This is a genomic window from Leptolyngbya sp. 7M, assembly GCF_018128485.1.
The window spans coordinates 5,633,362-5,650,624 of record NZ_CP070897.1 but is presented as its reverse complement, the minus strand read 5'-3'; the positions used below and the strand labels follow the sequence as shown (position 1 = coordinate 5,650,624).

The window sequence follows — 17,263 nt, the reverse complement described above, 5'->3', positions numbered from 1 at the left end:
AATCGGTTAAAGGGATACTCTAAGGACAATGAGTTCGCAAGCAGAGGTAAATATCAGCACAAGGACTATGCGAAGAATATCAAATGGTCTCCACTCAAAATCACTGTTGCGACTCTCTGCATTATTCTTCCTTACCTAGTAGTTGTGATTGCGATTGCTTCCGCAATTTCAATCGGTGCTGCAATGCCTCTCATCGTCATTCCACTGGTTCTAGCCGCGCTGCTTGGATTAGTTTACGGCATTGGTCTCCTAGGACGGGCCGGACCCCGCCGCCAAAAGCATTCCAAACGCAAGCGATAAGCCGAGCGAAAAGCCAAACAGGACTCTTCCTCTCGACGCTAAAATAACCCTATCTCCACGCTCTAGAGGTTGATCCTAGTGTTGCAGCAACCTACTCGTTCCATTCCTCCCCTAGCAAGCGGTAATCGTTGATTTCAATGATGACAAACATGATGATGGTGCAATTTTAGATGCTCGTTGGTTTTGGATACAGGGAGGATGGCATCCGCCTGCTGATGATTCACGTCAGGTTTGACCAAGCAGACAAAATTTCTTGGTAAACCACCGACTCCTGCATAATGTCCCTCCGTAACACTCGTCGAATCAACTGTTGTTCTAATATTAACCCAGCCAAAATTGCTGTAGAAGCTGCTATGTCACTTTGAGCGGCTCGTTCCGGTAAGCCTTCAATCTGCTATATCATCGACGTTAAATCCTCGGACTCGATTGCAGTCGGCCATTATGATGACGTCATCGCCATGTGTGAATTAATGGCATCAGAGCCATCGAGCAAAACTGCCTTGGCTGCTAGCTGTGAGATCTTCCCAGCTAGCTGTGAAATTCTAGAACTGCGGCTTTAGGATGTTAGCAGGGTCTGGAGGAGGTTCTGGGCTTCTTCCGCCTCTGGCAGCATTCCGAGCGCCTCAAAGCTGTGTTGAGCTTCAGTGGCCCATCGTACCGCCTCGCTGTAGTTGGCTTGAGACCGAGCCAGTTTCGCCAACGAATGTTGATAGTAGGCAATGCGAGTCCGGTCTTGATTCGCTTCAGCAACCTGGAGTCCTTCGACTAGAAGTGTTTGAGCAGCCTCTAGATTACCTTGCTCAATTGCAATATCTGCAATCCAGTTCTCAATCATGAACACAACGCGCACCCAGTTTAGCTCGCGAGCGGTGCGGAGGGCGACTTCAAACAGCTGCTTGGACTGATCATAGTTGCCTGTTTTAAACCAAATTTCTCCCTGGTAATACTGGATTTGTAGCACTTGCCGTTGGTGATCGGGTTCGCTCAGCCCAGCCTGCTCTACGAGTAGGCTCGCTTGCTCCAGCCAGGTTTTTGCGTCCTCAAACCGCTGTTGCTGGATATACAGCACGGCAATGATTTTGGCTAAATTGGCCTGAAATGCCCGATCTTGATGCTGGCGCAGATGCCACACCTGCGTCAGCAGGTCCTCGGCCTCTGAAAGCTGAGCAGGTTTACCCAAGCCAATCAAAGTCCAGGCTCGATCTACCATTATTTGAGCCACGACCGACCAATCACCGCGTTGCTCTGCAGCCTGAATCAGCCAAGCCGTCCAGATTAGCCGATCGGTCCAGCAGTCTAACCGGCTAATGTGCCGTCCGCGAAGCTGGGTATAGGTTTTCAGATTTTGCCAAAGCTGGAGACAATCCTTGTAGCGCTCCGCTTCGATACAGCATTCCATCACCGCCTGAAGATTCTGCCACTCGGCTTCTAGTTCTACAAACGTTGAGCCTTGCCAATCGCTCGGATCCTGCTGAGCGTAGGTTTCAGAATGCTGAAGGTAGTAGGTAATCCACCGTTCGCGGGCCTGTTGGGCAAAGTCAGGATTCACCTTGAGTTCCGCCAGGGCATATTCGCGGGTCAGGGGCAACATGCTGTAGCGGTCATGCTCTTGCCGCACCAGAGACAGCCCCCGCAGCTTGGCCAAATCGGGTTCTGCTTGGTCTGCCTCCAGTTCAGGAACAGCCACCTGCACTAGCGCCTCCTGGAGGGCTGGTGCAGGAAAGAGAGCCAGGGCCAGCAAGAGCCGATAGGCAGGTTGGTGCTTCAGCGGCTGCACAGAACTCTCAAAACAAAAGCGGGCCACATCTCCATCAGATTGGCCGATTTTCTGCACAATTTCCCGTAGGGGCGTCCCATTCGCCGATATGCAGCCATCTGAGCTAAATCGAGAAGCCAAATCGCTTGAAGGCTTAGTGATTCGTGAAGTTTGGCATGAAGCTGGACGGGCTGCAGATGCCGTACTGCAAAAATATACGCTGCAAGATCTAGCTGAAAAGCGAAATAGTCGCCAACAGCTTGATCTGATGTACTATATCTAGATTTAGCGTTTTAAGACTATGCGCATTGCCCAAAACATCACTCAACTCATTGGTCATACCCCGCTTGTTCAACTGAACCGGATTCCGCAAGCCGAAGGTTGTGTCGCTCGAATTGTTGCCAAATTAGAGAGCATGAACCCATCTGCTTCAGTTAAGGATCGGATTGGGATCAGCATGATTGAGGCGGCAGAACAAGCTGGATTAATCACGCCTGGGAAAACGGTATTGGTCGAACCAACTTCTGGAAATACCGGCATTGCATTGGCGATGGCAGCCGCGGCTAAAGGCTATCGTCTGATTTTGACCATGCCAGAAACCATGAGTTCAGAACGACGAGCCATGCTGCGGGCCTATGGTGCGCAACTCGAACTCACCCCTGGCATTGAAGGCATGGCAGGTTGTATTCAGCGAGCACAGCAGATCGTGAATACGCTACCGGATGCCTATATGCTGCAACAGTTCAACAATCCGGCCAACCCGGAGATTCATCGCCGCACCACGGCAATCGAAATCTGGGAAGACACCGATGGTCAGGCCGATATTTTGATTGCTGGGGTAGGTACAGGAGGTACGATCACAGGCGTCGCAGAAGTGATCAAGGCGAAGAAGCCTGAATTCAAAGCCATTGCCGTAGAACCGGCAAACAGTCCTGTGCTTTCGGGTGGCAGACCTGGCCCTCATAAAATTCAAGGGATTGGCGCTGGTTTTGTGCCCCAGGTGCTGCGGGTGGATTTGATTGATGAAGTGATTACCATTCCAGATGATGAAGCTATTACTTACGGTCGGCGGCTAGCCCGTGAGGAAGGATTGCTTTCCGGTATTTCCAGTGGAGCAGCCATGGCAGCCGCCATTCGGGTTGGGCGTCGTCCTGAAAATGCAGGTAAGCTAATTGTGATGATCCAGCCAAGCTTTGGTGAACGGTACCTGAGTACACCGCTGTTTCAAGACCCCGAGCTAGTAGCTCCAATGACGGTGGGTTAGAGCAGGTCAAACTTGTCAAAGGAGCAGCCTCCAGCCTCCAGGCCCGATGCCGATAAAATAGGCGTATGGCAGAGAATCACTACGATACGCTAGAAATTCACCCAACGGCGAGTCAAGCTGAAATTAAGCAAGCTTACCGCCGTTTAGCGAAACGATTTCATCCTGATACCAATCGAGCCGTTGACGGTCACGAACGGATCACTCGCATCAATGCCGCCTACGAAGTGTTGAGTGATCCCAGCCAGCGGCAGTCTTACGATCAGCGGCTCAGCTACGGTAATTGGGCAAGATTTCAGGCTACTGAGAATGTAGCCGTGTAGCACTACCCGGTAAACGCCAAAACTGCCCGTTCTTCAGGGGTAAAAAACGGCGTTTCGCGCCAACTGTTAAGCGCGTAAATTCGCTGTTCAGTTTCACCCCGAAGTCTGGCATCTTTCGTGTGCATATCAATGCAGAACGCACAACCATTAATTTGCGAGGCGCGAATTTTGATCAGTTCCAGCAGCGTTGGATGGATGCCACAGTTCTGAACATACTGACTGAGCTGCAACATGGCTCGATAAGCGGCTGGATTCGCGTTTAGGTCTAGTCTTGCCTGCATGGTGAATCTCCAAGAAATGATTGGTTTACTTATGAGATGAGGTAGCGGCTCTAGCCGTGACACACTTTACCCTTATTTTTTCATTGACTGTCTGGTCAGTCATAGATATATTGGAATTAACCACAGTAAATCGATCAGCCTAAAGCGTTCAGGATTTAGCTGAATCGATTATCGTAGCTGTTCTCAAGGAGGCAGAGATGGATCTGCATTACGAAATTCAAGGCAACGGTGAGGCAATGGTTCTGCTGCACAGCGGGGGAGCCGATTTACGGGATTGGCAGTGGATTGCTCCGCAATTGGCTCAGAGTTATCAAGTGATTGCCTTTGATGGACGGGGTGCTGGACAATCGCCCCCACTGCTCGACCCCGCTAATTATGTGGAAGAGTTACGATCGCTGCTCAACCACCTTCACATTGATCGCGCCATTCTCGTGGGTCACTCGATCGGGGGGCAGATTGCCACCGATTTTGCCCTCGCATATCCAGATCGAGTGATCAAGCTGGTTCTGATTGCACCGGGGCTGTCGGGTTTCCAGTTTTCGCCAGAGATTCAACAGCAGTTTATGCAAATTAAGGCAGCAGTGCCAGATGCGGAAAAGATGACTGAATTAATGTTGGCGCAATGCTTGTATCGGGTTGTGATGACGAGCCAAGCACGTAACCTGATGATTGACATGAGTCGGCATAATATTCAACGATCATTTGAGTGGAAGACGTTTGAGATGCAGTGGACACAGCCGCCGACGATCGAGCGGTTAAACGAACTGCAACCCGAAACGCTGTTTATCATCGGCACGGAGGATATGGCGGATAATTTGCATGTTGCAGAGCTATTTCAACAAGTGCCGCATATTCGCTTTGCCTATCTCAAAGGAGCAGACCATATGCCCACCCTGACTCATGCCGATGAGGTTTCTCAGCTCATCCGTCAATTTCTCAAGCCGTAGCTCCGATGCCCCGTACCCCAGCCGAAAACGATCGCATCCGCCGCGAAACAATGGAACGCATTCTCGCAACTTCCCTGCGCTTGTTCTGCGAGAAAGGGTATTATGCAACGTCAATCGAAGACATTGCCAAACAAGCACAAATTTCCAAAGGATTGCTGTATCACTACTTCAGGAGCAAAGAGGAGGTACTGAGTGCCTTAGTCGATCGTCGCATTGATGACGTATTAGTTGTGATGAAGATACCCCGATCCTAGCGTGGGTGCTTAGATCCGTTGATTGAGAGTGGGTGAAGTGATAATTCCCGACAAGTTTAGTTTCATGCTCATGTAGAAGCATCTAGCAGCGCAGGCCTAAATGGCGCCATCCTACGATAAGTTACAAGAGCCATTGAGGTGCTACAAACCAAGAACCATTCTGATCCTGACTTCTGGCTTCTGCTTCTAGCCTTCATTTCCACAACTGATAACTGATAATTGATAATTGATAACTGGTATAGGATAGCAATACCAATCTCAGTTCGCTTCCTCAAAAATCTGGTAGAGTGCTATCTGAACTTTCAATTCTCTTCTGCAATCGCGGAGATGACGCGATATGGCGATTTTAGATTCTAAAGGTCGGTTGTTTGGTAAGTTTAGCCTGCTCGACATTGGAGCGGGGCTGATTATCCTCATGGTCGTAGCGGGATTATTTTTGCTGCCCGGTGGTTCTGGCTCTTCAGTGGCGCAAATTGGTGCTTCTACCAAACCGGTGGAAATTGATGTGATTGTCCGGGGTCTGACGGTGAGTGACCCCAAGGTTTTTGTGACCAGCCTGCAAGAGCAGAAACGCACCAAAATTATTATTCGCAATCAGCCCGCTGGGGAAGTAGACGTGTTAGGCGTCAAGTCTTTGCCGCGTTCGGTAGCGGTGCCGCAGCCAGACGGCTCAGTCAAACCCATGCCCGATCCCCGTCCCGAACTGGAATATACCGTCGATATGATGGTGACGCTCAAAGGCGAAGCCCAAGTACTGGAGGATGGTCCGGTATTGGCAGGCAGCAAGGTTAAGGTTGGAACCCCGCTGGAATTAGAGGGCCAAACCTACCGCTTCAATGCTCCAGTCGTAGGCGTCAGAATTTTGGAGCCTGAGAAGTCAAGTTAACCCCTAAATAATGGCCAGATCTCAATCAGGGGCCATTGTTGCATGTGGAACCTTGGCTACTCTCTAGTTGATTACCTGATGAGGCAACTTTTTGCCTCCATAGGCATCTTTTTAGGCTAGTGATATTTACAACTGTAACTTTTTGCCTCCGTAGGCGTCTTTTTAGGCTAGTGATATTTACAACTGTGGTAAATCCATGAAGAAACTCTATAGCTTAGGTGCAATGGTCTTGGTATTGCTGATTGCTGCTCCCGGTTTGGCCCAAGCAGGAAGCCCCCAAACGCGGGAAGAGCGTATCCAAATGCTGATTGACCAGGCCATTGCCTTAAATCGAGCCAAGAATCTAGCTCGCATGGCGGCTGAACGAGAGAATGGGGGACTTTCTGTCTATCAGGCTGAGGCAGCGATGCATGGCCCCAGTGTAGAATCCCCCTTTGTGGATAACGGCGATGGCACCTTGACGTTTAATTTTGTGGGTGGGCCTCCGGGCTTTACCACTCCTACAATCGAAAGCGTTGTCACGGTCAACACTATTGATTGGACGATCACGATGGACTACAACGGACCAATCAGAAACCCGAATGGCAATTTTGCAAAAGAAAGCCGAATACGAAAATATGCGCCTGCCGCGCGAGGTAATTGAATACATCGCCTCCAGCTACACCTCCAACATCCGAGAGCTAGAGGGAGCACTGATTCGAGCCGTGGCCTATGTGTCGATCTCTGGCCTACCGATGACGGTGGACTCGATCGCTCCGGTGCTCAATCCGCCCAGTAATCAGGTGGAAGCCTCGCCGGAAACCGTGATGAATGCCGTAGCCGAAACCTATGGTGTCTCGATTGAAGATTTGAAAAGCGCCTCCCGACGCCGGGAAATTAGCGTTGCCCGCCAGATCTGCATGTATCTAATGCGCCAGCATACTGATCTGAGTCTGCCCAAAATCGGCGAAGTCTTCGGTGGAAAGGACCATACGACCGTACTCTACAGCTGCGAAAAAATTGCTCAACAAAAAGAAGCCGACCCAGAACTAGCTCGCAATCTGCGCCAACTGAGCGACCGGATCAGCCTGTCCAATTCCGTGCAAAGCCCACCCCGGAAGTCGGGCTAATGTGGCCGCGTAGGGGTAGATGGGTGGTTGGCGGAGCCTGCGCGGAGCGCATAGGGTGGATGCTTGTTCTATCTGTTTCATCTGTTCGGAGTCCCAACCATCCGGATTTATCCTAATCCATTTCATCCGTTGCCATATTTGCCACAATAGGTTGGCGCGTTTTGAGATTAAACCGACAGCCTTCAGCCAAAATATGCAGCTTGATGTCAAATACGGACATGGCCTGATTGGGTCCAGTTCTATCCTGCTGGGAGCGACTATGCCAGATGGCATTGGAACTTTTGTAGGTCAGCTCGGATTCGTCCACAATCGTGACGGCTCCTTCGCCCAACACCTCAAACTCATCGCCCTTCACAATTAACGCCGTATTTTCATCTACGCCAACGCCGATGATGCTGGGCTGGAGTACTAGAGCCGTTAGCAGGCGTCCCAAGCGGCCCCGTTGGGCAAAGTGCTGGTCCACGACCATGCCGGAGACAAACCCCATCCCGGCTCCTAGCATAACGGCATCATTGCGGGGGCTGGTTTCCGACTCACCGCGCACAATCATTACTTCGGGCATAATCGCAGCTCCGGCACTAGTGCCAGCAATCACGGCTCCTTCGGAGTGGCGTTTTTGAATCGCATCCTCTAGAATCGTGCCCTTGATGCGCTCGACAATCCGGGACTGATCGCCGCCGGTAAAAAAAATCCCGCTGGCTTGCCGAATCGCCCACACGGCCTCAAACTGATTGGCGTCATCCGGATCGCGGGTATCTACGACCCACACCGTTTTAGCCCCAAGCCGCTCAAACACTTCAACATAGGTTTCACCCGCCTCGATCGGTTCGCTGGTGGCTGCGGTCAACACCACAATCTGAGCGCTTCTGCCGCCTGCTAACTGGATAAACGCCCGCAAAATTTTGGCCTCTCCGTCGCGTTCTTCTGCCCCACCAATCCCGCAGATAGGCGCTAAATGCTCCCTGCACTGCATCAAACAACACTTGTTCATCTGGCGTTAAGTGTTCAGTCATAACGATCAGTCCTCTTCGGTCTTCTGGATAAATTGGATTTGCTTTGCGAAACTCAAAAAAACCGTTGTACCAAGATTTGTTGGCAATCAGGTTGTCGCTAATCCAAGCCAGCACTTTGGATTCTGCCAGCCAAGTGCCATTACCGTCCTGCCGGAGTTTAACCCTGGGTGGCAGCAGCCGAGACGCAATTTCATACAAACCCAAAACTTGGTCGCTCACCTGCACTCGATGCACCACTTGCTTCAGGTAGGATTGATTGCCGTCCCAGGGCTGGCTACCTAACTGATACACTTCACAGTAATCCACTCGAAACTGTTGCGAGTCTTCCACCAGCTTTTCCTGCAACAGAAAATGCAAGGCAGATTCCCCGGCGCTGCTGGAGCGAAAACTGCGATAGGTACGTCCCGGCATTCGTCGCCGTAGGTTAACCCATTCCTTCAGGTTGCGGACTTCTGGAATTACCAAAGCTGAACGATAGCCTGGCAGTTGGTAATACCCGCAAGCAAGCGGCAGAAACAGCAACGCCAGAAACCCGCTAGGCGTCTCCATGTAAGCCCCGTTGACAAAACATTCCACCAATCCGGGTAGATGATGCCCCTTGAGCGGAATTTCTGATTTGAATGCCCCCTTACTGTTGAACGCTTCTTTAACGTCACGGGTGTAATAACAGTCAATTACGGGGCGATAATCAATCCGAATTTCCGGCTTATCATCCTCAACGAGAAATGTGAGCGGAACCGTTTGTTTCTCCCGATTGCGCTGTTTGCTGTGCTGCAAAAACGTAGACATCACGCCTTCGGTGAAGATGTAGCGCCCCTGTTCATCTAGTTTGAGGGCAGGCACTTCTAAATACCCCTGATCTGCACGATAGGTTTGTTGCAACAGCCATTGCACTGCTTCTAGATCGCTTCCTTCCCAGGCTAGGGTCACGGCATCTTCTGTCACCTGCCACTGCAACGGTGCATCAGTTGGGTTCACCACAGACAATGCCAGCGCCAGTCCTGCAATCCCTGCCCGGTGGGGTAATAGTGTGTTGGGGTCAAAAATTGACAATACAAGTTCAGTCAAAATGAATCACCTCCTTTAGCGTTGATAGGCACCAATCTCTTCTGAATAGCCCCAAGCATCCGCTGGCGCAACCGGATAGCCCCGACATCTTTTCCAACCTTTGGTCTGCTTGCTGTTCACGACCAACGGCACGGTGTAGCGTGGCAGTAGTTTTGCCGGCAGTTTCTCGATTGTTTGCACATCCTGTTCCAGAAGCACGGTCGTGGTATAGCCAGCTTGCCGCAGCGAGGTTGGATAAGTGCGCCACGCGCCATCGAGCCATACTGAACCGTGGTCAGGATTGCCCTGTACCGCTGCTTGTTCTAGCCACAGTGCCAAATCTGCCTGGGAGCCCAGAGATTTTGACCTAGCAAAAGCGGCAGACTATACCTATGAATTAGCCGACGCTTATACGGTCTCTTTGGAATTTTTTGATGGTCCTGGACGCACGGGAGATTATGTGCTGTTTGCCGGCGATATTGATATCAGCCAAAAGCTGGGTAGCAATGCAAAATGTGATTACAAAACTAAATTGTTGATTTATCTAGCCAGCCGCATGAAGTGGGATGCATTACGAGATGGGCAATATCTGATTATCTCTAAACAATATCTGTTCAAAAATCTGGATCTACTAGGCAGTAACTCGTCTCGAAATAATCAAATCTTTTGGCGCACGGTAGAAGAGTTGCGGCAGGATGGCTATATCTTGGGAGCACAGGAATTACCTGGTAAAAAACGTGCGAGCAGTATCCAGTTTCAGGTGAATCCAGAGAAGATTTCTTGTCATTATTAACCTACGCAGGCAGCCTAAGTTGGCTTCTGGACGCCAGTTGCATTGACCAAGGATAGCAATTTGGATTCAATCCTTTGCTTCCGATTACCGTTTTGATATTACTGCATTAACTCAATATTTAGCGTAGAAATAGACCAAAGTTTATTACCCCTAGTGCATATGCGTCCATTCAGGAATCAACGGTAATACTTTAGTTCTATAGTTTTTGGGTTAATTCATTTATAAAAATGCATTCCGGTCAACATTTAGAAACTCACATTTTTGTTAAAAGAGACTGCAATTTCCGTAAAATTAATATCTAGTGTTGAAATTTTAGCTATAAGAGATGCATCCATCCAGTTAATGCATCTCGAAGGCGGTGGAGTCTCTGTTGAAAATGTTGCCTAGAATGATTGAGCTAGGCAGCGGTGTGACTTTTGGTTGAGCTAGTTATTGTGCTGGATTAGGGGTTCCAGTTAAGCTGAACCGCGAATCAAGATGGAGTTTTTCAGAGTAATATTTTATACTGCTTCTGAAAGGAGTTAAGTGTAATTCCGGCGTTCGTTCCTGTAAAGTTCGTCAAAGGTCATATGAGCAAGTGTTCCTGTGGGGGTTCTTGTAGCGGCAGTTGCGGCACTGGCCCTAATATCGAAATTATCAATCTGCAAAATAATGAGCAGGTTGTTACTACGATTGAACGTAAGCCTATAAAGCCGCCCGATAAACCAAAAGGTACACCCCTATGGGTGTATATTCTGATGGTTTACCTTGCCCTAATTTTTCTTTGGGCCTTGAAGGATAGCTTCCATTCGCCCTATCCCTATCCGCCTGATTCCCATTTGCCGCCATCAAAGCCCTATCCGCCTCCTTGCATTCCGCATCAAGATCCGTTCTGCCCGTGAGGGAGCCGTTGGTTCGGTAGGGGCGAAGCATTTGCCAAATAGTCTAGAGTGCAAGCATATAGATCTATCAGCAAATGCTTCGCCCTTACATATGATTGGAGATGGAAAAGAGAAGTAGAGGAGTTAGGTTAGGAGCCTGGTGATGGGCGTTTGCCCTACCGCTATGGTGGGGAAGAATTTGTGATTATTCTCACCGATACACCGCTCGATCAGGCCATCGAAGTTTCGGAGCGGCTACGGCGAGCCATGCGATCGGCTCCCTTTGTCACAAAAGCCGGTGCGCTAGAAATTTCTGCCAGTTTTGGGATTGCCCAACAAGACCCCAGTTGCGACCACTCAGCCTGGGACGTTCTGCAACGCGCCGACAAAGCCCTCTACGAAGCCAAACGGCAAGGCCGCGACCGGGTTTATGCCCTCAAAACACAAGGCTAACCTCAAAACTTAAATTCACCTCTCCCTGATGTAGTTGATTGCAACCGTAAAAATTGATGGTCGGCTGGTTGCCGGGTACACTCAAACCAGCGTTACGATTTTTAACTAGGATCTCTAAACTTACGAACTTATGGCTGCCCCTATTTCTCCTGCGTCTCTGGCCGCAAAACCGATTGCCTTTGGTACCGACGGTTGGCGCGGTGTCATTGCCGCTGATTTTACCTTCGAGCGGGTGGTGCGGGTCGCCCCCTTGGCTGCATTGGCCTTAGCTCAGACCTATGGCGATACCATCAACAGCCGTACCATCATCGTGGGCTACGACCGTCGCTTCCTGTCGGAAGAATTCGCCAAGGCCGCCGCTGATGCAGTGAGTGCTGCCGGGTTTGAGGTGTTCTTGTCGGAAACCTACGCACCCACTCCGGCCTTTAGCTGGGCTGCCAAACAGCAAAACGCCCTAGGCGCACTGGTAATTACTGCTAGCCACAATCCCGGCATGTACTCTGGCCTCAAGGTGAAGGGCGGATTTGGTGGATCGGTTCCTCCCGAAGTAACGCAAAAAATCGAGGCGATGTTGCAGTCGGACCAAACTGTAGAGAGCAGACTAGAGAGCAAGGTAACTGCGATCCAAACCTTTGATCCCTGGCAGAGCTACTGCGATGGCTTACGCACCAAAGTCGATATTGCAGCGATTCAAGCCGCGATTGCCAGCGGCCAGCTGACGGTCTTTGCAGATGTGATGCATGGAGCCGCGGCCACTGGGCTGGCTCGACTGTTGGGAGATGGGATTCGGGAGCTAAACAGTAACCGCGATCCGCTATTTGAAGGCGGTGCGCCTGAACCCTTGCCCCGCTATTTGGGAAGCATGTTCGACACAATTAAAACCTACCGCCAGCAATCGGCGTCTGATCTAGTGGTTGGGCTGGTGTTTGATGGGGATAGCGACCGGGTAGCAGCAGTAGACGGGCAGGGCAACTTCCTCAGCTCCCAGATCCTCATCCCGATCCTGATCGAGCATTTGGCTGTACATCGTGGCTACAGCGGCGAGGTGATCAAAACTATCAGCGGCTCCAACCTGATCCCAAAAGTTGCCGAGTTCTATGATTTGCCTGTATACCAAACGCCCATCGGCTACAAATACATTGCTGACCGAATGCTAGAGGCCCAAGTGCTGCTAGGTGGCGAAGAATCGGGCGGAATTCCGCAGCACGCCAAATGGCCCGCGGACGGCGCGGCTGCGGACGTTCAGAGCCCAAAGCGGCGTTCCGCCGCTCCCAAACGAGCAGTTCCTCAACGGCTGGTTCTTCCGTCAAGAAGATGGCGTGCAGCAAGATGTGAATGCTCTCTCCATTACCTACTCCGCGAACGTCATGAACCAAGGCTCGCATACGCAGGGCTGCGACAAACGGGGCGTCTTCGTCACCGGGTCGATCGGCCCGGTCGGCGGACCGACGCAAACCATCGTCATGTCGTGGGCGGGAACTTTGGGTCAGCACGCGACGTTTCCGGGTTCACCTCCGCTGCACTGGCCCCGCTGGGCCGCGGTCCCACCCGGGTCGATCCAGGGCGCGGGGAGAGTGAGCGACAGCGGATTCGTCGTGGTTTCGCCGGCCCCGCCCGTCTGGGGCCAGATCGAATCGGACACCATTCTGCTCACCATCGGCTCGTGGACCGACACCCAGAACACCACCCAATGGCGGCTCATGCGCTGGATGGAGCGTCCGCAGCCATGAAGATGTGGTTTGCCGTCCACTGCACGTACGCATGCGTCGCAGCGTCAGTTGCGGCGCTGGGGCTCTCTGAGGCTCCTGAGGCCCTCGCACAGCCCTCCCCGGCGCGGTGGATGACCCTGCCGTCGCCACCGCCGACCGGTGAATCGACGCCGACCTATTTGAAGGGAATGACAAACAGGGGTCCAAAGCTCTGGGTGCTGCGACGACCTGTGGGTGGTGTTGCGGAGTTCCGGGGCGACCACTGGACGATCCACCCGTTGCCACTGGACATCGTTCCCGGCGAGACAATCAGCGGGCAGCATCGGCTCGATTCTCGTGATAGCGATGTCTTCGACTTTGGCCGAGGGCATCAGTTGACCCTGAACGCGGCGTCAATCGTGGCTCCGCCCGCGACGTGCTGGCAGAGCCTCCGCAGGACGACCGTGCAGTTCGATGGTGTCCAGTGGCGCTCCGTTCCAGGCGGCTCCACATGTGTCGCGTACCCGAGCACCCCCGGCCCGATGCCGCTCGATCATCGAGTGCTCGGTCTCATCGGAGCACCGGCAGGACGGCGACCTGGCGTGGGCGTATTCGACGATGGCACGTGGCGTCTCATCGCCTGGACCCCGCAGGAGACGGTGCCGATTACACAGCTCGCATTTGTCCGTTCCTCCTTCACGCTCGACGGCGGCACCACCACATACACCATCGGTCCAATGGGAAACGTCAACGGCGGGCCGCGCATCACGGGCGTGCTCCAGTGGGACGGCAACACGGGCTGGACCTCCGTCGACCCGGCCTTCATCAACCCCGCTGGCCAGGCCGGCGGCCCGATCCACTACGCCGTCTACGACGATGGCCGCGGACCGGCGCTCTACACCAACCACAGGCCGGAACCCTACTCGAGTCTGGGCCACCCCCTCAGCAACAGCATCTTCCGCTGGCGCCTCGGGGAGGGATGGACCGTAAAAAGATGGCTTTGAGTCTTAAGTGTTGAAGTGATAAGGGAATTAAACACTTCTAGGCCAATTGATTTCTGCCTTCTCCCCGAACTACTACGATCAAACTACGCTTTAATCAACTCAAAACTCAAAGCTTAAAACTCAAAACTCTTTAGAAGAAAGCATCTAGCTTGGCCCGTCCAGTCGTTTTGAGCCAGTTTTGGGCTTCGATGTAGTTATTGGGCGCTAAGCGAATGGCTCGCTGCCAGTAGTCGGCGGCTTTGTCAAAATAGGAGTCAGCCTCTTCGCTCTTGCCAGCTTCTTGGGCCTGTTCGCCTAAATAGTGGTAAATCACCGCAATGTTGTTGAGCGACTGGGGCATGCTGGGGTTCAGCTCTAGGGCTTGGTGATACAGTTCCAATGCTTTGTCGTGGTCGCCATTGCTGGCGTAGATTAGGCCCATGTTGTAGAGAATAAAGCTGCGGTCGCGTGGATCGTTTTCCAGCGTCAGAGCCTCTTCATAGTTGGCCAAAGCCTCAGCATATTCGCCATCGGCTTGGGCAGACATACCGTCTCGATAATAGGCAAAGGCTTGTTTAGCGGTGTAGCTGGTTGGCAGCAGTTTGAGGATCAGATCTGCCATTACCGTAAAAGATTTATCGATAAAGTTATCGTTGCGTTGAGATCTTGGCATAGGTGCCTCTTAAAAGTTGGCGCTAAATGACTCAAACTAGATTGAAGCAAATTGAAGCAAGTAGAAGCTCTGTCCTAGCGCTTCACTTTAAAAGAATAGCGTGTTGTTTTAGAGGAATGGTCTATTTCGCAGATCGGTTTGGCTCGATTGCTTGATTTTCAGTCTACTCAGGGTATTTCAAGTGATTAAATCAAACAAAAACTCGCTCCCTGCCTGATGTAGACAAAGCGAGCGAGCGGTGCTAAGAGGAACCAAAGGAATGCAGACGTCAAAGCTGATGGGAGACTGGCTCTGTACCCGGTTTGAGCTGGGGGAGGCGAATCACATAGCGGTAGCCTTCTTCTGCCGAGCCTTGAATCACAATGTCCCCCGCATGCAGTTGTGCCAACTGCTGACTCAGCATTAGCCCCAGACTTTGACGAGAATCGGCTGGCTGAGAAGGCTTGGATTCGGTACTGAGGGTAGGAATTTCCCAGGTTTCGAGATGGTCCCAAGCGGGCAGAGCCGTCCAGCCTGCGGGTTCCGTACTGACGAGAGCGATATCGGTCTCTGGATCGGGCGGGTGTAGCGCTAGCGCGACCTGAGGCAGACCATCGCCCAGCCAAGGATGGGAAGCCCAAACCGAGAGGTGCAAAGCGTTCTGTTTGCGAGAGACATGAATCCGGATGACGCTGTCGGAACTAGAGGCTTGAATCACACTAAAAACCAAGTGATAAAGCATTTGGCGAACTTTGTCCTTATCCAATACCCAGATGCGATTTCCTGGCTCGACGGTCAACTGAATTTGCTGTTCGCGGCGTTGAGCCGTTTGTTTTCATCCGTTTCAAATAGCCCAAATTCCAATTCTGATTCAGCAAACGGATTTTCGGCTTCTGAAGCTCGGACCTGACCCGACTCCAATGATTCTGCCAAATTACCCAGTTGAGTATTCGGTTCACCTCCTAGCTCGTCATCTGCTGCGACCCCGTCCGAGGATAGGAATAGATCATCCAGATCGGAGGCAGCATTCGAAGTCAGAGCGCTGTCAGTTTCAGCAAAATCCTCTGGTAGCTCAAAACTCGATAAGTTAACAGCTTCTACCGTTCCTGAGGCTTCAGTTAGATCAGCTGTAAACCAATCGTTTAGGTCTGTTGGTAAATCTTCAGCGGTAGGTGCTGCCTCAACTGCAGGGCTGTCATCAGAGCTATCGTCAGCACTATTGCTAAACAGATTCAGGGCCGAGTCAAAACTAGCATCGTCCTGAATCGGGGATGGCGAGAATTCTGAACTGCTTGAGTCCGAAACTGTCGGGGCACTGTTCTCTACTCCAAAATCGGGCGGCAGTTCCGCTTCTCCAAACAATGCGAAATCCAGCTCATCTGAAGCTAGATCTGAGAATTCAGCCGATTCAGCTAATTCAGTATCAAACGGCAGCTCTGAGCTTTCTATAGCTGAGTCGATGAAGCTGAACTCTGACTCATCCGAGGAGCCTACTTCAGGAAAATCTAATGAAAAATCGGCGCTGCTAGCGTTTTGTTGATCTGGTTCGAGATCGAGGGTGAACAGCTCAGCTTCGCTAGAATTTTCGTCAGTACTTTCGTTACCACCAAGGTTGGCAAAGGGATCGGCAAGCAAGTCCTGATCGGATGCTGCCAGATCCAAGTTCAGATTGGACAACTCGGATAGGGTCTCCTCTCCCCAAGGATCAGCGATCTGCCAATTTGCAGGTTCTGATTCGGCAGATAATTCTGGCTCCTCGCCCAATCCCAAACCCGACAGATCAAACGATTCTTCTGAGCTATCTTCTGAGCCAACTAGAGCGGATTCTAACCCTGCCATTTCAGACGGTGCAGCAGAGTCGGAAAATTCTAGCGTAAAGTCGGGTAATTCCTCTGACTCTAGATCAACTGGCTCTAGATCAACTGGTTCTAGATCAAACAGCGGCGCTAAATCCTCGCTACTATCGACCAGGGCTTGAGGTGGCTCTTCTGATTCTGTAGAGCCTAAGTCAAATAGCGATGTATCGGAGTAGTCAGACTGGAAGTCAGTGGAGGCAGCATCTGAAGCATCGAAACCTGAAGCGTCTAGAGAGCCGAAGGTTGGCTCTAGTCCGGCCAATAATTGGTCTAACCCTTGCGAATCCTCGGTTTGTCCAACTTCACCGGAATCTTCCAAATCAAACAGCGAATCCAGGGAGGCTTCTGCCGGCATTGACTGAGCGCTACTGTTGAGCAGTCCCGACAAATCTTCATCGGTACTCTCTAGGGATAATTCGTTGCCCCCTTGGAACAACAAATCGGAAAAATCAGCGTTCGGCATCGTGATCTACTGAAAGCAGCGTAATTTTCACCACTTGGTCTGGAGTTGCTCCAACCGCCGCTAGAACAGTTCGCAGATTAGAAAATGCCTGCTTGAGTTGAGCTGCAAAGTTGGCTGCAATTGGATTACCATGCTCATCTTCACCTAGTTGTCCGGCAATGTAAACGAGGGTGCTATCAGGGGGAACTAAAACTATCTAGGTATAGCCATAGTGAGCAGGATTGACCAATCCATTTGGATTGAGGTGCTGAATTGTTTTAATCATGGTGAATTGTTCAGAAGCGGAGGTTGAGCCAATTGGCTTATTAAAGCAAGAGCTTTAGAAAGTATCGTAGATG

21 protein-coding genes are annotated in these 17,263 nt (G+C 51.4%); 12 read left to right on the top strand and 9 right to left on the bottom strand.

All coding sequences use genetic code 11. The features are described from left to right. Nucleotides 1–856: 856 nt before the first annotated feature. Nucleotides 857–2,134, bottom strand: coding sequence for a hypothetical protein (locus JVX88_RS29720; protein ID WP_211622092.1), 1,278 nt, complete (start codon nt 2,132–2,134; stop codon nt 857–859). Between the two features lie 31 nt (nt 2,135–2,165). On the opposite strand from JVX88_RS29720, the gene JVX88_RS29715 reads away from it, so the two are divergent. The 3 genes from JVX88_RS29715 (at nt 2,166) to JVX88_RS29705 (ending at nt 3,640) form a co-directional block, all read left to right on the top strand. Beyond that, entirely contained in the window at nt 2,166–2,339 is a 174-nt protein-coding gene (locus JVX88_RS29715; protein WP_211622091.1) for a hypothetical protein, read from the top strand. Nucleotides 2,340–2,357: 18 nt separating this feature from the next. Beyond that, on the top strand, nt 2,358–3,320 hold the full coding sequence (gene cysK / locus JVX88_RS29710; RefSeq protein WP_211622090.1) for a cysteine synthase A: 963 nt from the start codon (nt 2,358–2,360) through the stop codon (nt 3,318–3,320). A gap of 65 nt (nt 3,321–3,385) precedes the next feature. Next, a complete protein-coding gene (locus JVX88_RS29705) occupies nt 3,386–3,640 on the top strand; it encodes a J domain-containing protein (RefSeq protein WP_211622089.1) in 255 nt (84 codons plus the stop codon). A gap of 2 nt (nt 3,641–3,642) precedes the next feature. Here JVX88_RS29705 and JVX88_RS29700 read toward each other — a convergent pair whose 3' ends face one another. Then, a complete protein-coding gene (locus tag JVX88_RS29700; RefSeq protein WP_211622088.1) occupies nt 3,643–3,921 on the bottom strand; it encodes a carboxymuconolactone decarboxylase family protein in 279 nt (92 codons plus the stop codon). A gap of 197 nt (nt 3,922–4,118) precedes the next feature. Between JVX88_RS29700 and JVX88_RS29695 the strand changes: the two genes are divergently transcribed. From JVX88_RS29695 to JVX88_RS29675, 5 genes are all read left to right on the top strand, one after another. Then, complete coding sequence (locus JVX88_RS29695) at nt 4,119–4,868, top strand: alpha/beta fold hydrolase (RefSeq protein WP_211622087.1); 750 nt, start codon at nt 4,119–4,121, stop codon at nt 4,866–4,868. A 5-nt stretch (nt 4,869–4,873) separates the two neighbouring features. Then, complete coding sequence (locus JVX88_RS29690; protein WP_211622086.1) at nt 4,874–5,122, top strand: TetR/AcrR family transcriptional regulator; 249 nt, start codon at nt 4,874–4,876, stop codon at nt 5,120–5,122. Nucleotides 5,123–5,459: 337 nt separating this feature from the next. Next, nucleotides 5,460–6,008, top strand: a complete 549-nt coding sequence (locus JVX88_RS29685) for a DUF4330 domain-containing protein (RefSeq protein ID WP_211622085.1) — start codon at nt 5,460–5,462, stop codon at nt 6,006–6,008. Nucleotides 6,009–6,204: 196 nt separating this feature from the next. Next, the gene (locus JVX88_RS43385; RefSeq protein ID WP_211622084.1) at nt 6,205–6,651 is read left to right on the top strand and encodes a hypothetical protein; all 447 of its coding nucleotides are present in this window, start codon (nt 6,205–6,207) and stop codon (nt 6,649–6,651) included. Further along, nucleotides 6,590–7,117, top strand: a complete 528-nt coding sequence (locus JVX88_RS29675) for a helix-turn-helix domain-containing protein (protein WP_211622083.1) — start codon at nt 6,590–6,592, stop codon at nt 7,115–7,117. Before JVX88_RS43385 ends, JVX88_RS29675 begins: the two co-directional genes overlap by 62 nt. Nucleotides 7,118–7,229: 112 nt before the next feature. On the opposite strand, the gene JVX88_RS29670 is transcribed toward JVX88_RS29675, so the two are convergent. Genes JVX88_RS29670 through JVX88_RS29660 form a run of 3 tightly spaced genes read right to left on the bottom strand, consistent with a single transcriptional unit; the run spans nt 7,230 to nt 9,516 of the window. Then, the gene (locus tag JVX88_RS29670; RefSeq protein ID WP_263975301.1) at nt 7,230–8,015 is read right to left on the bottom strand and encodes a cyanophycinase; all 786 of its coding nucleotides are present in this window, start codon (nt 8,013–8,015) and stop codon (nt 7,230–7,232) included. Continuing rightward, nucleotides 7,927–9,198, bottom strand: coding sequence for a type I-MYXAN CRISPR-associated Cas8a1/Cmx1 (cas8a1, locus tag JVX88_RS29665; RefSeq protein ID WP_225931216.1), 1,272 nt, complete (start codon nt 9,196–9,198; stop codon nt 7,927–7,929). Before cas8a1 ends, JVX88_RS29670 begins: the two co-directional genes overlap by 89 nt. 15 nt (nt 9,199–9,213) lie before the next feature. After that, nucleotides 9,214–9,516 (bottom strand): hypothetical protein, encoded by a 303-nt coding sequence (locus JVX88_RS29660; RefSeq protein WP_211622081.1) that lies wholly within the window; start codon nt 9,514–9,516, stop codon nt 9,214–9,216. Nucleotides 9,517–9,598: 82 nt separating this feature from the next. Between JVX88_RS29660 and JVX88_RS29655 the strand changes: the two genes are divergently transcribed. The 4 genes from JVX88_RS29655 to JVX88_RS41245 all read left to right on the top strand — a co-directional run bounded on the left by JVX88_RS29655 (nt 9,599) and on the right by JVX88_RS41245 (nt 13,975). Next, nucleotides 9,599–9,970, top strand: a complete 372-nt coding sequence (locus tag JVX88_RS29655) for a hypothetical protein (RefSeq protein ID WP_263975300.1) — start codon at nt 9,599–9,601, stop codon at nt 9,968–9,970. Between the two features lie 569 nt (nt 9,971–10,539). Next, the gene (locus JVX88_RS29650; RefSeq protein WP_211622080.1) at nt 10,540–10,851 is read left to right on the top strand and encodes a hypothetical protein; all 312 of its coding nucleotides are present in this window, start codon (nt 10,540–10,542) and stop codon (nt 10,849–10,851) included. 150 nt (nt 10,852–11,001) lie between these two features. Next, entirely contained in the window at nt 11,002–11,283 is a 282-nt protein-coding gene (locus JVX88_RS29645; RefSeq protein WP_211622079.1) for a GGDEF domain-containing protein, read from the top strand. Nucleotides 11,284–11,413: 130 nt separating this feature from the next. Then, nucleotides 11,414–13,975: a hypothetical protein gene (locus JVX88_RS41245; protein ID WP_211622078.1), complete on the top strand. Its 2,562-nt coding sequence runs from the start codon at nt 11,414–11,416 to the stop codon at nt 13,973–13,975. Nucleotides 13,976–14,105: 130 nt separating this feature from the next. On the opposite strand, the gene JVX88_RS29635 is transcribed toward JVX88_RS41245, so the two are convergent. From JVX88_RS29635 to JVX88_RS44535, 4 genes are all read right to left on the bottom strand, one after another. Then, nucleotides 14,106–14,627: a photosystem I assembly protein Ycf3 gene (locus JVX88_RS29635; RefSeq protein WP_036003179.1), complete on the bottom strand. Its 522-nt coding sequence runs from the start codon at nt 14,625–14,627 to the stop codon at nt 14,106–14,108. 268 nt (nt 14,628–14,895) lie between these two features. Continuing rightward, nucleotides 14,896–15,405 carry an ATP-binding protein gene (locus JVX88_RS29630; RefSeq protein WP_211622077.1) on the bottom strand — a complete coding sequence of 170 codons (510 nt, stop codon included), beginning with the start codon at nt 15,403–15,405 and terminating at the stop codon, nt 14,896–14,898. Then, a complete protein-coding gene (locus JVX88_RS29625; protein WP_211622076.1) occupies nt 15,402–16,925 on the bottom strand; it encodes a hypothetical protein in 1,524 nt (507 codons plus the stop codon). Before JVX88_RS29625 ends, JVX88_RS29630 begins: the two co-directional genes overlap by 4 nt. Next, on the bottom strand, nt 16,912–17,046 hold the full coding sequence (locus JVX88_RS44535; protein WP_410503807.1) for a Rid family hydrolase: 135 nt from the start codon (nt 17,044–17,046) through the stop codon (nt 16,912–16,914). The genes JVX88_RS29625 and JVX88_RS44535 overlap by 14 nt, the downstream gene beginning before the upstream one ends. Nucleotides 17,047–17,263 lie beyond the last annotated feature (217 nt).

Bases quoted from the DNA above. Each gene is read 5' to 3' on its own strand.
- JVX88_RS29715 (WP_211622091.1), top strand. From the start codon at position 2,166: ATGCAGCCATCTGAGCTAAATCGAGAAGCCAAATCGCTTGAAGGCTTA.
- cysK (WP_211622090.1), top strand. From the start codon at position 2,358: ATGCGCATTGCCCAAAACATCACTCAACTCATTGGTCATACCCCGCTT.
- JVX88_RS29705 (WP_211622089.1), top strand. From the start codon at position 3,386: ATGGCAGAGAATCACTACGATACGCTAGAAATTCACCCAACGGCGAGT.
- JVX88_RS29700 (WP_211622088.1), bottom strand. From the start codon at position 3,921: ATGCAGGCAAGACTAGACCTAAACGCGAATCCAGCCGCTTATCGAGCC.
- JVX88_RS29695 (WP_211622087.1), top strand. From the start codon at position 4,119: ATGGATCTGCATTACGAAATTCAAGGCAACGGTGAGGCAATGGTTCTG.
- JVX88_RS29690 (WP_211622086.1), top strand. From the start codon at position 4,874: ATGCCCCGTACCCCAGCCGAAAACGATCGCATCCGCCGCGAAACAATG.
- JVX88_RS29685 (WP_211622085.1), top strand. From the start codon at position 5,460: ATGGCGATTTTAGATTCTAAAGGTCGGTTGTTTGGTAAGTTTAGCCTG.
- JVX88_RS43385 (WP_211622084.1), top strand. From the start codon at position 6,205: ATGAAGAAACTCTATAGCTTAGGTGCAATGGTCTTGGTATTGCTGATT.
- JVX88_RS29675 (WP_211622083.1), top strand. From the start codon at position 6,590: ATGGCAATTTTGCAAAAGAAAGCCGAATACGAAAATATGCGCCTGCCG.
- JVX88_RS29650 (WP_211622080.1), top strand. From the start codon at position 10,540: ATGAGCAAGTGTTCCTGTGGGGGTTCTTGTAGCGGCAGTTGCGGCACT.
- JVX88_RS41245 (WP_211622078.1), top strand. From the start codon at position 11,414: ATGGCTGCCCCTATTTCTCCTGCGTCTCTGGCCGCAAAACCGATTGCC.
- JVX88_RS29635 (WP_036003179.1), bottom strand. From the start codon at position 14,627: ATGCCAAGATCTCAACGCAACGATAACTTTATCGATAAATCTTTTACG.
- JVX88_RS29625 (WP_211622076.1), bottom strand. From the start codon at position 16,925: ATGCCGAACGCTGATTTTTCCGATTTGTTGTTCCAAGGGGGCAACGAA.